The organism is Arenimonas caeni, assembly GCF_003024235.1.
Taxonomy (GTDB): domain Bacteria; phylum Pseudomonadota; class Gammaproteobacteria; order Xanthomonadales; family Xanthomonadaceae; genus Arenimonas; species Arenimonas caeni.
Map to the genome: position 1 here is coordinate 164,883 of NZ_KZ679086.1, position 13,364 is coordinate 178,246.

10 protein-coding genes and 1 pseudogene are annotated in these 13,364 nt (G+C 69.6%); 8 read left to right on the plus strand and 3 right to left on the minus strand.

From position 1 onward, the window contains the following. Positions 1-3: 3 nt before the first annotated feature. Positions 4-627 (minus strand): hypothetical protein, encoded by a 624-nt coding sequence (locus tag C6N40_RS04915; protein ID WP_106989893.1) that lies wholly within the window; start codon positions 625-627, stop codon positions 4-6. Then, the gene (locus C6N40_RS04920; protein ID WP_106989894.1) at positions 602-3,061 is read right to left on the minus strand and encodes a penicillin-binding protein 1A; all 2,460 of its coding nucleotides are present in this window, start codon (positions 3,059-3,061) and stop codon (positions 602-604) included. The genes C6N40_RS04915 and C6N40_RS04920 overlap by 26 nt, the downstream gene beginning before the upstream one ends. A gap of 253 nt (positions 3,062-3,314) precedes the next feature. On the opposite strand from C6N40_RS04920, the gene C6N40_RS04925 reads away from it, so the two are divergent. The 8 genes and pseudogenes from C6N40_RS04925 to tkt all read left to right on the plus strand — a co-directional run bounded on the left by C6N40_RS04925 (position 3,315) and on the right by tkt (position 12,951). Continuing rightward, positions 3,315-4,373: a pilus assembly protein PilM gene (locus C6N40_RS04925; protein WP_106989895.1), complete on the plus strand. Its 1,059-nt coding sequence runs from the start codon at positions 3,315-3,317 to the stop codon at positions 4,371-4,373. Next, positions 4,373-4,924: pseudogene (locus C6N40_RS04930) on the plus strand (PilN domain-containing protein); the annotation flags it as partial. The gene C6N40_RS04925 and the pseudogene C6N40_RS04930, both read left to right, overlap by 1 nt. Positions 4,925-4,962: 38 nt before the next feature. Further along, a complete protein-coding gene (locus C6N40_RS04935) occupies positions 4,963-5,586 on the plus strand; it encodes a type IV pilus inner membrane component PilO (protein WP_106989897.1) in 624 nt (207 codons plus the stop codon). 11 nt (positions 5,587-5,597) lie between these two features. Continuing rightward, positions 5,598-6,110, plus strand: a complete 513-nt coding sequence (locus C6N40_RS04940; protein WP_106989995.1) for a pilus assembly protein PilP — start codon at positions 5,598-5,600, stop codon at positions 6,108-6,110. Positions 6,111-6,125: 15 nt separating this feature from the next. Further along, positions 6,126-8,276, plus strand: coding sequence for a type IV pilus secretin PilQ (locus tag C6N40_RS04945; RefSeq protein ID WP_240183449.1), 2,151 nt, complete (start codon positions 6,126-6,128; stop codon positions 8,274-8,276). Between the two features lie 68 nt (positions 8,277-8,344). After that, positions 8,345-9,505, plus strand: a complete 1,161-nt coding sequence (locus C6N40_RS04950) for an EAL domain-containing protein (RefSeq protein ID WP_106989898.1) — start codon at positions 8,345-8,347, stop codon at positions 9,503-9,505. 59 nt (positions 9,506-9,564) lie between these two features. Then, a complete protein-coding gene (locus tag C6N40_RS04955; protein ID WP_106989997.1) occupies positions 9,565-10,848 on the plus strand; it encodes a dicarboxylate/amino acid:cation symporter in 1,284 nt (427 codons plus the stop codon). A 99-nt stretch (positions 10,849-10,947) separates the two neighbouring features. Then, positions 10,948-12,951 carry a transketolase gene (tkt, locus tag C6N40_RS04960; RefSeq protein ID WP_106989899.1) on the plus strand — a complete coding sequence of 668 codons (2,004 nt, stop codon included), beginning with the start codon at positions 10,948-10,950 and terminating at the stop codon, positions 12,949-12,951. A 52-nt stretch (positions 12,952-13,003) separates the two neighbouring features. On the opposite strand, the gene C6N40_RS04965 is transcribed toward tkt, so the two are convergent. Further along, the gene (locus tag C6N40_RS04965) at positions 13,004-13,351 is read right to left on the minus strand and encodes an ArsR/SmtB family transcription factor (RefSeq protein ID WP_106989900.1); all 348 of its coding nucleotides are present in this window, start codon (positions 13,349-13,351) and stop codon (positions 13,004-13,006) included. Positions 13,352-13,364: the final 13 nt, after the last annotated feature.

Below are 13,364 nucleotides of genomic sequence, written 5' to 3' on the forward strand. Positions count from 1 at the left end.
GTTTCAGGCGCCGTCGCCGGCCAGCAGGCGCTCGACGGCGGCGCGGCCCGCGCGGGGCAGGGCGCCTTCGCCCAGCGGATCGCGCGGCGCGTGGCGGGCGGCCTGCGCCGGCAGCACCCACAGTTCGAAGGGCAGGCCGTCGGCCACCAGCTCCCAGCAGGGCACGTTGGCCGGCTGGCCGTCGGCGAGCAGCAGCCGGCGGCTGGCCTGGCGGGCGGGCGCGGCGCGGTCGGCCAGCAGCCGGGCCACGGCATCGGGGTCGTCGGCGTGCAGGTGCAACTGCACCGCAGCGCCTGGCCCGGCGCTGCCGTCGAGCACCGGGCCGGCCAGGCGCGGGTCGAACGCGGCGAAGAACGCCATCGCCTCCAGCGCGGCCTCGCGCAGCCGGCGCAGCCGGCCGGCATCGCTGCCGCCGAACAGCCGGCGGTGTGCGTCGAGGGCTTCGAGGATCTCGGCGCGGCCCGGCAGCGAGGCAGGGTCGGAGATGCCCAGCCGCCGTGCGGCGCGCTGGCGCGCCTGCAGCGGGTCGCCGCCCTCGCCGGCCAGCAGCCGGGCCGCCTCGGCGGCCACGCGCTGGCGGCGCAGCTGCGCCGCGGGGGCGTCAGAAGATGTCGAACGCCTCTTCATTGCTGAGCACCGGTTCGTCGTCGAAGCCGGCGGTGCTCATGCGCTCGTAGTCCTCGCGCTTGACGTAGTCGCGCACGCTGCCGGGGCTGCCCTCGGGCACCAGCCGGCCGGTGCCGGCGTCCACCCATACCGTGAGCACGCCCGACGGAACCGCCGGTTCGACCACCGGCACGTCCTTGAGCGCGGCGCCCATGTAGCCGATCCAGATCGGAAGCGCCGCCTTGCCGCCGTACTCGCCGCGGCCGAGGCTGGAGAAGTCGTCCTTGCCGACCCAGACGGTGGTGACCAGGTCGCCACCGAAGCCGGAGAACCAGGCGTCGCGGTACTCGTTGGTCGAGCCGGTCTTGCCGCCGAGGTCGTCGCGGCCGATGACCTTGGCCGAGGCGCCGGTGCCGCGCCGCACCACGTCCCTGAGCATCGAGTGCACCAGGAAGGCGGTGCGCTCGTCGATGGCGCGCGGCGCGGGCGTCCACTGGCCATCGGCCGCCGGCGGCGCAGCGTCCGCGCCGGCTTCGGGTGTCGTCGGGGCCGCCTCGGCGCTCGCCTGCGAAGGCCCGAAGTCGAAGCCGTCCACCACGGTCGGGGCGTCCCGGGCGCCCTGGGCCTCGGTGCCGGCGCAGTTGCGGCAGGCCCGGGCCGGCACGTTCTGGCTGATGACCTGGCCATTGCGGTCGACCACCCGGTCGATGAACCAGGGTTCGACCAGGTAGCCGCCGTTGACGATCACCGTATAGCCGCGCGCGATCGACAGCGGCGTGAGCGAGGAGGTGCCCAGGGCCATCGACAGGTTCGGCGGCAGGCTCTCCTGGCTGAAGCCGAACTGGGTGATGTAGCGGCTTGCGAAGTCCACGCCGATGGCGTCGAGCAGGCGCACCGAGACCAGGTTGCGCGACTGCACCATGGCTTCGCGCAGGCGCATCGGGCCGGCGAAGTTGCCGGCGTCGTTCTGCGGCCGCCAGACGTTGCCGGCCCGGTCGCGGAACACCACCGGCGCGTCGAGCACGATGCTGGCCGGCGAGAAACCGCGCTCGAAGGACGCGGCGTAGACGAAGGGCTTGAAGCTCGAGCCGGGCAGGCGCTGGGCCTGGGTGGCGCGGTTGAACTTGTTCAGGCCGAAGCTGAAGCCACCGACCAGGGCGCGCACGGCGCCGTCCTCGGGCTGCAGCGACACCAGCGCCGCTTGGGCCGCCGGGATCTGTGCCAGCCGCAGCTTGCCGGTCGCGGTGTCGAGCGACAGCCGCACCACGTCGCCGCGCTTGAACAGCTGCGCGGGCGTCTTGCGGGTCCAGCGGGTGGACTCGGCGTCGAGCTCGAGCTCGTTGCCGGCCGCCGTGAGCAGCGTCGCGCGCTCGCCCTCGGTGCCCGTGACCAGCGCGGCCTGCAGGCCGCCGAGGGTGGGGTAGGGGCGCAGGCGCTTGCTCATTTCCGCCACCGGTTCGCCCGCCGGCACGTCGAGACTGGCCTCCGGGCCACGATAGCCGTGGCGACGGTCGTACTCGAGCAGGCCGGCCTGCAGCGAGCGCACGGCCGCCATCTGGTCGTCGCCATCGAGCGTGGTGTAGACGCTCAGGCCGCTGGTGGTGGCCTCGGCGCCGAAGCGCTGCTCCATCTCGGCGCGCACCATCTCGGCCACGTACGGCGCCTCGACCTCGATCTTGGGCTCGTGCGGGCTGGCGTTCATCGGCGCGGCCTGCGCCTCGCGCTCCTCGGCCTCGGTGATCATCCCCTCCTCGCGCATGCGCTGGAGCACGTAGTTGCGGCGCACCAGGGCGCGCTCGGGGTTGATGATCGGGTTGCCGCTGGAGGGGAACTTCGGGATCGAGGCCAGGGTGGCCGCCTCGGCCAGGGTGAGCTGGTCGAGCGGCTTGCCGTAGTAGTACTCGGCGGCCGCGGCGATGCCGTAGGCGCGGTTCCCGAAAAAGCTCTTGTTGAGGTAGAGCTCGAGGATCTCGTCCTTGCTCAGCTCGCGCTCCATCTTCAGCGCCAGGAAGATCTCGGTGAGCTTGCGGGTGTACGAATACTCGGTGCTCAGGAAGAACTGCCGGGCCACCTGCTGGGTGATGGTGCTGCCGCCGGGCACGCGGCCGTCGGTGGTGGCCAGCAGCCAGACCGCGCGGGCGATGCCGCGCCAGTCCACGCCCGGGTGCTCGTAGAAGCGGGCGTCCTCGATGGCGATGAAGGTCTGCTTGACGCGCTCGGGCACGTCCTCGATGTCCACCGGGAAGCGGCGCGTCTCACCGATGACCGAGATCAGCCGGCCGTCGCGCGAATAGATCGAAAGCGGCACCTGGAGCTCGACGTTGCGCAGTTCCTGCACGTCGGGCAGGCGGGGCGAAATTAGCCAGTACAGGATGCCCAGGGTGGCGAAACCCAGCAGGGCCAGCCCGGCGAACAGGAACAGTGCCCGGCGGAGCAGGCGTTTGAATCGGGCCATCCAGGGCCTCTCCCGAGGTTTACAGCGACATGGGGCTGGGAGTATAGAACGTGGGCGGCATGGCCGCTTCCGGGCTTGTCCCGGCAAGCGGCCGGGTCCGGGCCCGGATTGCGTCTAGAAGGGGAAGCCCGGGCCCGACCAGGCGGGGGCCAAGGGTGTCCGGACAGGGGGGCATTGCCATTTGGGAAATTTTCGTTATTTAATGTAATGGCGCACCATTCGTGTGTAAGCGCCCGTCGGAAGGGGAGAAACCGTGGGTCTTTTCGGAAATGCCAAGACACCGCTGGTCGGCCTGGACATCAGTTCCACCGCCGTCAAGCTACTTCAGCTCACCGAGTCCGGCGGGCGGTACCGCGTTGAGCACTACGCGGTCGAGCCGCTGCCACCCAATGCCGTGGTCGAGAAAAACATCGTCGAGGTCGAGGCCGTCGGCGAGGCGATCAAGCGCGCGGTGGCCCGCTCGGGAACCAAGGCCAAGCATGCCGCGGCCGCGGTCTCCGGCTCCTCGGTGATCACCAAGGTCATCCCGGTCCAGGGCGACCTGGACGAGGACGCGCTGGAGGACCAGATCCAGCTCGAGGCCTCCAACTACATCCCTTACCCCATCGACGAGGTGAGCCTCGATTTCGAGGTCATCGGCCCCGTGCCGAACAACCCGGAGATGGTGCAGGTGATGCTGGCGGCCTCGCGCACCGAGAACGTCGAGCTGCGCCAGTCGGCGCTCGAGCTCGGCGGCCTCACCGCCAAGGTCATCGACGTCGAGGCCTTCGCGATGGAGAACGCCTTCAAGCTGGTCGCCGACCAGCTGTCGGTGCCCAAGGACGCGATCGTCGCCCTGGTCGACATCGGCGCCACCATGACCACGCTCAACGTGCTGCGTGCCCAGCGCAGCATCTACACCCGCGAGCAGGTCTTCGGCGGCAAGCAGCTCACCGACGAGGTGATGCGCCGCTACGGCCTGAGCTACGACGAGGCGGGCCTGGCCAAGCGCCAGGGCGGCCTGCCCGAGAGTTACGAGGTCGAGGTGCTCGAGCCGTTCAAGGAAGCGCTGGTCCAGCAGGTCAGCCGCCTGCTGCAGTTCTTCTACGCCGGCAGCGACTTCAACCGCGTCGACCAGGTGGTTCTGGCCGGCGGCTGCGCCTCGATCGCCGGCATCGCAAACCTGGTCGAGGAACAGCTGGGCGTCCCGACCGTGATCGCTAACCCGCTCGCCAACATGGCGCTCGGCCCCCGCGTCCAGGCTCACGCCCTGGCGCAGGACGCCCCCGCCCTGATGATCGCCTGCGGCCTGGCCCTGAGGAGCTTCGACTGATGGCCAGAATCAACCTGCTTCCCTGGCGCGCCGAACGGCGCAAGCAGCGCCAGAAGGAATTCATGACCCTGCTCGGCCTGGCGGCCGCCGCAGGCGTGCTGATCAGCTTCCTGATCGTCATGTACTACAACGGCCAGATCGAGGGCCAGCAGTACCGCAACCAGTACCTGCGCAACCAGATCACGCTGGTCGATGAGCAGATCAAGGAAATCGAGGCCCTCGACCGCAAGAAGGCCAACCTGCTTGCGCGCAAGCAGGTGATCGAGGAACTGCAGGCGAGCCGTTCGCAGATGGTGCATCTGTTCGACCAGCTCGTGCGCACCATTCCCGAGGGCGTGAAGCTCAACACGATCAAGCAGGCCGGTTCGGTGCTGACGCTCGATGGCCAGGCCCAGTCCAACGCCCGCGTCAGTTCCTACATGCGCAACCTGGAGGAGTCGGGCTGGATGGCCAACCCCGATCTTTCGATCATCGAGGCCAAGGGTGACGACAAGGGCCTGCCGAACGCCTTCTCCCTGAAGGTGCAGATGGTGACGCCGAAGCAGGATGACGCCGCCGCCGAAGGCGAAGCGGTCGCGGGAGGTGCCCGATGAGCAGCAAGAACGTCGACCTGCGCAACCTCGACTTCAACAATGCCGGCGCCTGGCCGATGCAGATCAAGATCGTCGCCTGCGTGCTGCTGGTGGCGGTGATCGTCGGTGCATCCTGGTACCTGTTCGTCAGCGACCGCCGCATCACCCTGCAGGCCGAGGAGGCCACCGAGCGCACGCTGCGCGAGGAGTTCCAGGGCAAGCAGGGCCGCGCTGCCAACCTCGAGCCGCTCAAGCAGCAGCTCGCCCAGATGGAAGTGATGCTGCAGCAGATGCTGCGCCAGTTGCCGAGCAAGAACGAGATGCCCGACCTGATCGTCGATATCTCGCAGACGGCGCTCGCTGCGGGCATCACCAACGAGCTGTTCCAGCCGGGCGCCGAAAGCCAGCGCGAGTTCTACGCCGAGAAGCCGATCCAGCTGCGCATGGTGGGCACCTACCACCAGTTCGGCGCCTTCGTCAGCGGCGTGGCCTCGCTGCCGCGCGTGGTGATCATGACCATGCACGACATCTCGCTCGAGCCGCGTTCCGGCAAGGACGGCACCCTGGTGCTCTCGGGCACGGTGAAGACCTATCGCTACCTCGATGAAGACGAAACCAATGCCGCGGGAGGTTCGCAGTGATGGCCCCGTCCATGCCCCGTAAAGCCATGAGCGGGCTGCTGATCGCGGCCGTGGTGCTGTCGCTCTCGGCCTGCACGCGCGGCAGCCGCGACCTCGAGGCCTGGGTGGCCGAGGTCAAGGCCCGCCCGGCACCGCCGCTCGACCCGCTGCCGGTGATGAAGCAGTTCGAGACCTTCGAATATGCCGCGCAGGACATGCGCGACCCGTTCAGCCAGCCCAGCGCCGACCGCGATGGTGGCAGCCAGCTGAGGCCGGATCCGAATCGCCGGAAGGAGGTCCTGGAGGCCTTCCCGCTCGACAGCCTGGACATGGTCGGCACCATTGGTACCGGCCCCGGGGTCATCGGCCTGGTGATGGGACCCGACCGCGTCACGCATCGCGTGCGCCCGGGCAACTACTTGGGTCTCAACGACGGTCGGATCACTTCGGTTTCCGAAGACCGCATCGAGATCGTCGAACTCGTTCCGGATGGGGCGGGCGGCTGGCTGGAACGCCAGGCCCGTATCGCCCTTGAAGACAATTGATTGGGGGAATGCACGATGACCGCGAATAACACGATCGGCGAGGGGATGGGCACCAAGCGTCGCTGGGTGCTGGCCATGGGAGCGCTCGCCGTCGGCATGGCGACGTCGCTGTCGGCGATGGCGGAGAACGTCCTCAAGGACGTTCGCTACGCCTCGGCCCCCGGTGGCAAGGTAGACATCACCCTGGAGTTCGCCGAGCCCATCGGCGAAGTGCAGGCCTTCACCACCGACACGCCGCCGCGCATCGCGGTCGACCTGCCGGAAACCAGCAATGGCCTGAGCCAGCGCCGGGTGGTGATCGGTAGCGGCGCCACTTCGGCGGTCTCCGCCGTCGAGGCCGGTGGCCGCACCCGCGTGGTGGTGGACCTGTTCCGCCCCGCCGGCTACACCACCCGCAGCGCCGGCAACCTGCTCGTCCTGACGGTCGATGCCGGTGCCCAGCAGTCCGGCCTCGCCACCGGCCCGGATCCGACCAAGAAGGTCGCCTCCGGCCTGGAAGTCGCCAACATCGACTTCCGCCGCGGCGAGAACGGTTCGGGCCGCGTGGTGCTTCGCTTCAACGGCGACGGCGCCACCGCCGACATGCGCAACGAGGGTTCGCGCATCGTCGTCGACGTGGCCAATGCCAGCATTCCCGAGAACCTGCGCCGCCAGCTGGACGTGACGGACTTCGCCACGCCGGTGCGCAGCCTCGAGCCGAACGCCAACGCCGGCAGCACCCGCCTGGTGATCAACACCAACGGGGCCTTCGACTCGATGGCCTACCAGACCGGCAACGAATACGTGGTCGAGGTCAGCCCGAAGCGGGCCGCCCCGGGTACCACGGTCGTCGCCGGCGCCCCGGGCCGCGCCGCCGGTGCGGTGGCGGGCGACATGGAGGGCAAGCGCTACAGCGGCCGCCCGGTGACCTTCAACTTCCAGGACGTGCCGGTGCGCACGGTGCTGCAGCTGATCGCCGAGGAGTCGGGCCTGAACGTGGTCGCGGCCGACACGGTGCAGGGCAACGTCACCCTGCGCCTGATCAACGTGCCTTGGGACCAGGCGATGGACATCGTGCTGCGTGCCAAGCAGCTCGACAAGCGCCGTGACGGCAACGTCATCTGGGTGGCCCCGCAGGCCGAGATCGCCTCCTTCGAGAAGGCCGTGGCCGATGCCCGCATCGCCAACGAGGAGCGCGAGCCTCTGGTGACGGAGTACATCCCGATCAACTACGGCAACGCCGAGGACATCGCCAAGCTGCTCACCGAGGACAGCAAGAGCTCCCAGGGTTCGGGCGGCGGCAGTTCCGGCCAGGTGAACCGCGGATTCCTCTCGCCGCGCGGCAGCGTCAGCTTCGACAACCGCACCAACACCCTGCTGCTGATCGACATCCAGAGCAAGGTCGACGAAATCAAGACCCTGCTGGCCACGCTCGACCGCCCGGTCGACCAGGTACTGATCGAGGCCCGCATCGTCGTCGCCACCGAGCTGTTCGCCCGCGAGCTGGGCGTCGAGTTCGGCGTACAGGACCGCACGGGCACCCTGCCGGCCAGCAACGAAACGACCACCGACTCGGGCTTCTCGGTGTCCCTGCCGGCCAACCCGGCTGCCGGCCTGTTCAACCTGAGCATCCTGCGCCAGGACATCGTGCTCGACCTCGAGCTCTCGGCCCTTGAGGAAGAGGGCCGCGGCGAAGTGGTGTCCAACCCGCGCGTGATCACCGCCAACCAGCGCGAGGCGATCATCCGCCAGGGCGACGAGGTGGCCTACCTGACCATCCAGCCGGCCACCACGCCGGGTGCCGTGGCCCAGGCGACCGTCGAGTTCAAGGAAGTGCTGCTCGAGCTCAAGGTCACTCCGACCATCACCCAGGACGGCCGCGTCTACCTGAACCTGGCCGTCAAGAAGGACGAGGTCAGCGAGCTGGTCGCCAACCCGGCCGGCGGCTTCATCCCGCAGATCGCCCGTCGCGAGGTCAGCACCGCCGTGCTGATCGACAACGGCCAGACCGTGGTGGTGGGCGGCGTGTACGAGTTCAAGAACCGCGATGACCTGCGCAAGGTGCCCTTCCTGGGCGACCTGCCGGTGGTCGGCAACCTGTTCAAGTCGCGCGCCAAGTCGGCGGAGAAGGCGGAACTGCTGATCTTCGTCACCCCGCGCGTACTGCAGGTGGCCAAGGGCGGCTGAAGCCCGCGGATGGTGGATACGGACAGGGCCGCGAAAGCGGCCCTGTTTCGTTACTGCCAGTGCACGCCATGGAAACGCCACTGCGCATCGAACTGCAGCCCGGCCAGGCCCTCTTCCACGAGGGCGAGCCCCCCGACACCGCCTACCTGATCGAAAGCGGCCAGATCGAGGTTCGTTCCCACCAGTCCGGCCGCCCGGTGCTGCTCAGCCTGTTGGGGCCGGGCGACCTGGTCGGCGAGATGGCGGTGATCGACGACTCGCCGCGCACGGCCAGCGCCATCGCGCTGTCGCACTGCGTGCTCTTCCCCATCGACCGCAGCCAGATCGCCGAGCGGCTCGCCGCCACCGACCCGATCGTGCGTTCCCTGCTCGAAAGCCAGCTCAAGCGCTACCGCGGCGCGCTGGCGGCGCTGCAGGGAATGCCGCAGGCGCCCGGCCTGCTGCCGGTGACGCCTTCGGAGCGCTTGGGCATCGGGCGGATCCGGCTCGAGTCGCAGCTCCGCGAGGCACTCGCCGGCCGCGGCCTGGAACTCGGCCTGCAGCCGCTGCTGGACGTCGATCGAAACCAGGTGGCCGGCTACGAAGCCCTGGTGCGGTGGAACCATCCCGAGCGCGGCCCCATCTCGCCAGCGGAATTCGTTGCCCTGGCCGAGGAGACCTCGCTGATCGTGCCGGTGGGGGAGTACGTCATGGACGCGGCCTGCGAGGCCGTGGCGGCCCTGGTGCGGGCCGGGCATGGCTCGCCCTTCGTGGCGGTGAACGTCTCCGCCCGCCAGCTCGGCCACCCCGGGCTGGTCGAACGCATCGTCGCGCGCGCCGACGCCGCCCGCCTGCCGCGCGGCAGCCTGAAGCTGGAGATCACCGAAAGCCAGGCGCTCGACTACACGCTGGTGGGCGAGGTGATCTCGCTCTGCCACGGGCACGGCATCAAGGTCGCCCTGGACGACTTCGGCACCGGCTATTCGCACCTGGCCCACCTGCACCGGCTCGACTTCGACGTGCTTAAGGTCGACCAGGCCTTCTCCCGGCACATGCTGGCCGACCCGCGCGCCATGTCGGTGGTGGAGGCCATCGTGCAGCTGGGTCGGGCGCTTTCGGCCGAGATCGTGGTCGAGGGCATCGAGACGCCGGCCCAGCTCGAGGTCCTGCGCCGGCTCGGCTGCCAGTTCGCCCAGGGCTACCTGATCGGACGGCCACGCCTGCTGCAGGAAATCCTGGCCGCGGCCTGAGCCGGCGCCTGTTGTAAGCTGGCCGCTTTCGGAATCACGCGGAGCCCCGGATGCCGTCGATGTCCCTGCACACCCGCATGCTGCTTGGCTTCATCGCCGGCACCACGCTGGGTCTGATGGCCAACCTGTTCGCCGCCGACGCGGGCTGGCTCGACGTATTCGTGGGCTACGTCGCCGACCCGGTTGGCCAGCTGTTCCTGCGCCTGCTGTTCATGCTGGTGATTCCGCTGGTGTTCTCCGCCCTGGTCCTGGGCGTGGTGGAGATCGGCGACCCGCGCTCGCTCGGGCGCATCGGCACCAAGACCCTGCTGTGGATCCTGGTCGTCACCACGGTGGCGGTCGGCATCGGCCTGCTGATGGTGAACCTGCTCGAGCCCGGCCGCGGCATCCCGCCCGAGCTGGGCGCCGAACTGATGAGCCAGACCGGAGACCGTGCCGCCCAGATCGCGGCCGGGCGCGAGAACGTGTCCGGCATGGCCGTGCTGCTCAACATCGTGCCGCGCAACCCGGTGCAGGCCGCCGCCAACGGCGACCTGATCGCGGTTATGTTCTTCGCCCTGATGTTCGGCGTCGCCGCCACCGTCGTCCGCAGCGAGGGCACCCGGACCTTCGTGTCGGCCATGCAGGGCGTCTACGACATCTGCCTCAAGCTGATCGACTGGGTCATCCGGTTGGCGCCCTGGGCCGTGGCCGCGCTGCTGTTCTCGATCACCGCCAAGCTCGGTTTCGACGTGCTGGTGCAGCTGGCCCGTTTCGTCGGAACGGTGCTGCTGGCCCTGTCGATCCACTTATTCGTGGTGTTCCCGCTGCTGCTGCGCACCTTGGGCGGCATGTCGCCGCTGGCCTTCTTCCGCGGCGCCCAGCCGGCGCTGCTCACCGCCTTCTCGACCTCCTCGTCCAGCGCCACGCTGCCCACTACGCTGGCGGTCGCGGAGCAGCGCCTGGGCGTGCCGCGCCGGGTGGCCCGCTTCGTATGCACCCTCGGCGCCACCGCCAACATGAACGGAACGGCCCTGTTCGAGGGCATCACGGTGCTGTTCCTGGCCCAGTTCTTCGGCGTCGAGCTCGGCTTCACCCAGCAGATACTGGTCCTGCTTCTGTGCATCCTCGGCGGCATCGGCGCCGCCGGCGTGCCGGGCGGCTCGCTGCCGGTGATCGCCATGATCCTGGCCATGTTCGGCATCCCGCCCGAGGGCATCGGCCTGATCCTGGGCGTCGACCGCCTGCTCGACATGTGCCGCACGGTCGTCAACGTCGGCGGCGACATGGTCGGTTCGGTGGTCATCGGCCGCAGCGAGGAGGGCGTGCGCGAGTCCCCGCCGGAGCCCGGGCTGGGCGGCTAGCACCCGCGTGGGCGGGGTTCAAGCGCGACATCGGCGGCCGGGTCGGCGACAATAGCGCCCCGTTGGCCCGGCCCCGGGCCCCACGCCCTGGACGCCCCGATGACCACGCCCTCCCGCCGCGACCTCGCCAACGCCCTGCGTTTCCTCGCCATCGACGCCGTGGAGGCCGCCAAGTCCGGCCACCCAGGCATGCCCATGGGCATGGCCGACATCGCCGAGGTGCTCTGGAACGACTTCCTGAGCCACAACCCGAACAACCCCAAGTGGTTCAACCGCGACCGCTTCGTGCTCTCGAACGGCCACGGCTCGATGCTGATCTACGGCCTGTTGCACCTGTCGGGCTACGACCTGCTGCTGCAGGAACTGAAGAACTTCCGCCAGCTGCACAGCAAGACCGCCGGCCACCCCGAGTTCGGCCACACCCCCGGCGTCGAGACCACCACCGGCCCGCTGGGCCAGGGCCTGGCCAACGCCGTGGGCATGGCCCTGGCCGAGAAGCTGCTGGCGCAGCGCTTCAACCGCCCCGAGTTCAGCGTGGTCGACCACCACACCTGGGTGTTCCTGGGCGACGGCTGCCTGATGGAGGGCGTGTCGCACGAAGCCGCCTCGCTCGCGGGCACCTGGGGCCTGGGCAAGCTGATCGCCTTCTGGGACGACAACCACATCTCCATCGACGGCGACACCGCCGGCTGGTTCACCGACGACACCGCGGCCCGTTTCGAGGCCTACGGCTGGCAGGTGATCCGCAAGGTCGACGGCCATGACCCGCAGGAAATCACCCAGGCCATCCGCACCGCCCAGGCCGAGACCCAGCGCCCGACCCTGATCTGCTGCCGCACCACGATTGGTTTCGGTTCGCCCGGCAAGGCCGGCAAGGAATCGAGCCACGGCGCGCCGCTGGGCAAGGACGAAGTGGCCGCCACCCGCGCCGCGCTCGGCTGGCCGCACGCGCCCTTCGAGATCCCGGCCGCCATCGCCGACGGCTGGCGCGCCGGCAACGCCGGCCTCGTGCGCGAGGAGCAGTGGAACCGCCTGTTCGACGCCTACGCCAAGGCCTACCCGGAGCTGGCCGCCGAGCTCGTGCGCCGCTCGCATGGTGAGCTGCCGCAGGGCTTCGCCGACGCCGCGCTGGCCTACGCCCGCAAGCTCCAGCTCGAGGGCCCGGTGGTCGCCTCGCGCAAGGCCTCGCAGATGGCGCTCGAGGCCTTCGGCCCGCTGCTGCCGGAATTGATCGGCGGTTCGGCCGACCTGGCCCATTCCAACCTCACGCTCTGGAAGGGCAGCAAGTCCGTCACTTCCGACGACGCCAACGCCAACTACGTCCATTACGGCGTGCGCGAGTTCGGCATGAGCGCCATCAGCAACGGCCTGGCCCTGCATGGCGGCTTCATACCCTACGACGCCACCTTCCTGGTGTTCTCGGACTACTCGCGCAACGCCCTGCGCATGTCGGCGCTGATCCCGACCCGCGCCATCCACGTCTTCACGCACGACTCGATCGGCTTGGGCGAGGACGGCCCGACCCACCAGCCGGTCGAGCACCTGGCCTCGCTGCGCTACATCCCCAACAACGACGTCTGGCGCCCCTGCGACGCGGTCGAGTCGGCCATCGCCTGGCAGGCCGCGATCGAGCGCACCGACGGCCCCAGCTGCCTGGTGTTCAGCCGCCAGAACCTGGCGCACCAGCCGCGCACGGAGCAGCAGCTGGCCGACATCGCCCGCGGCGGCTACGTGCTGTCGGATCCGCCGGAGGGCAGGTTCGACCTGATCCTGCTGGCCACCGGCTCCGAGGTGGAGCTGGCGATGGAGGCCATGCGCCTTCTGGCCAGCGAGGGCATCTCCGCGCGCGTGGTGTCCATGCCCAGCGCCGAGGTGTTCGCCCGCCAGCCGATCGAGTGGCGCGAGGGCGTGCTGCCGGGCTGGTGCCGCAAGCGGGTCGCGGTGGAAGCCGGCGTCACCGGCTACTGGCGCCAGTTCGTCGGCCTCGATGGGGCCGTCATCGGCATCGACCAGTTCGGCGCCTCGGCCCCGGCCGACAAGCTCTACCAGCACTTCGGCATCACCACCGAGGCGGTGGTGGCGGCCGCGAAATCGCTGGGCTGACGAAAAGGCGCGGCCTCGGCCGCGCCGACCTGCGACCCGCGTCCGGGGCGCCTCAGCCGGACGCCGCGCTGCACAGGTTCCTGTGCAGCACCTCGATCACGTCATGCACCGTGCCGTCGGCCACGGAGTAGTAGACCGTCTGCGCCTCGCGGCGCGTGCTCACCAGGTTGTTCTCGCGCAGCACCGCCAGGTGCTGCGACAGGGCCGACTGGCTCAGAGGCACCAGGGCGTTGATCTCGCCCACCGACATCTCCCTTTCCACCAGCAGGCACAGCACCCGCAGGCGCTGCGGGTTGGCCATGGCCTTGAGCAGTTCGGCCGCGGCCTCGGAGGCCGATTCGATCAGCTGGACCGAGGGCGTGGCGGGGGCGGCGGGGGACTTTCGGGCGCGGGCGCTCATGCATGGGTTCCTG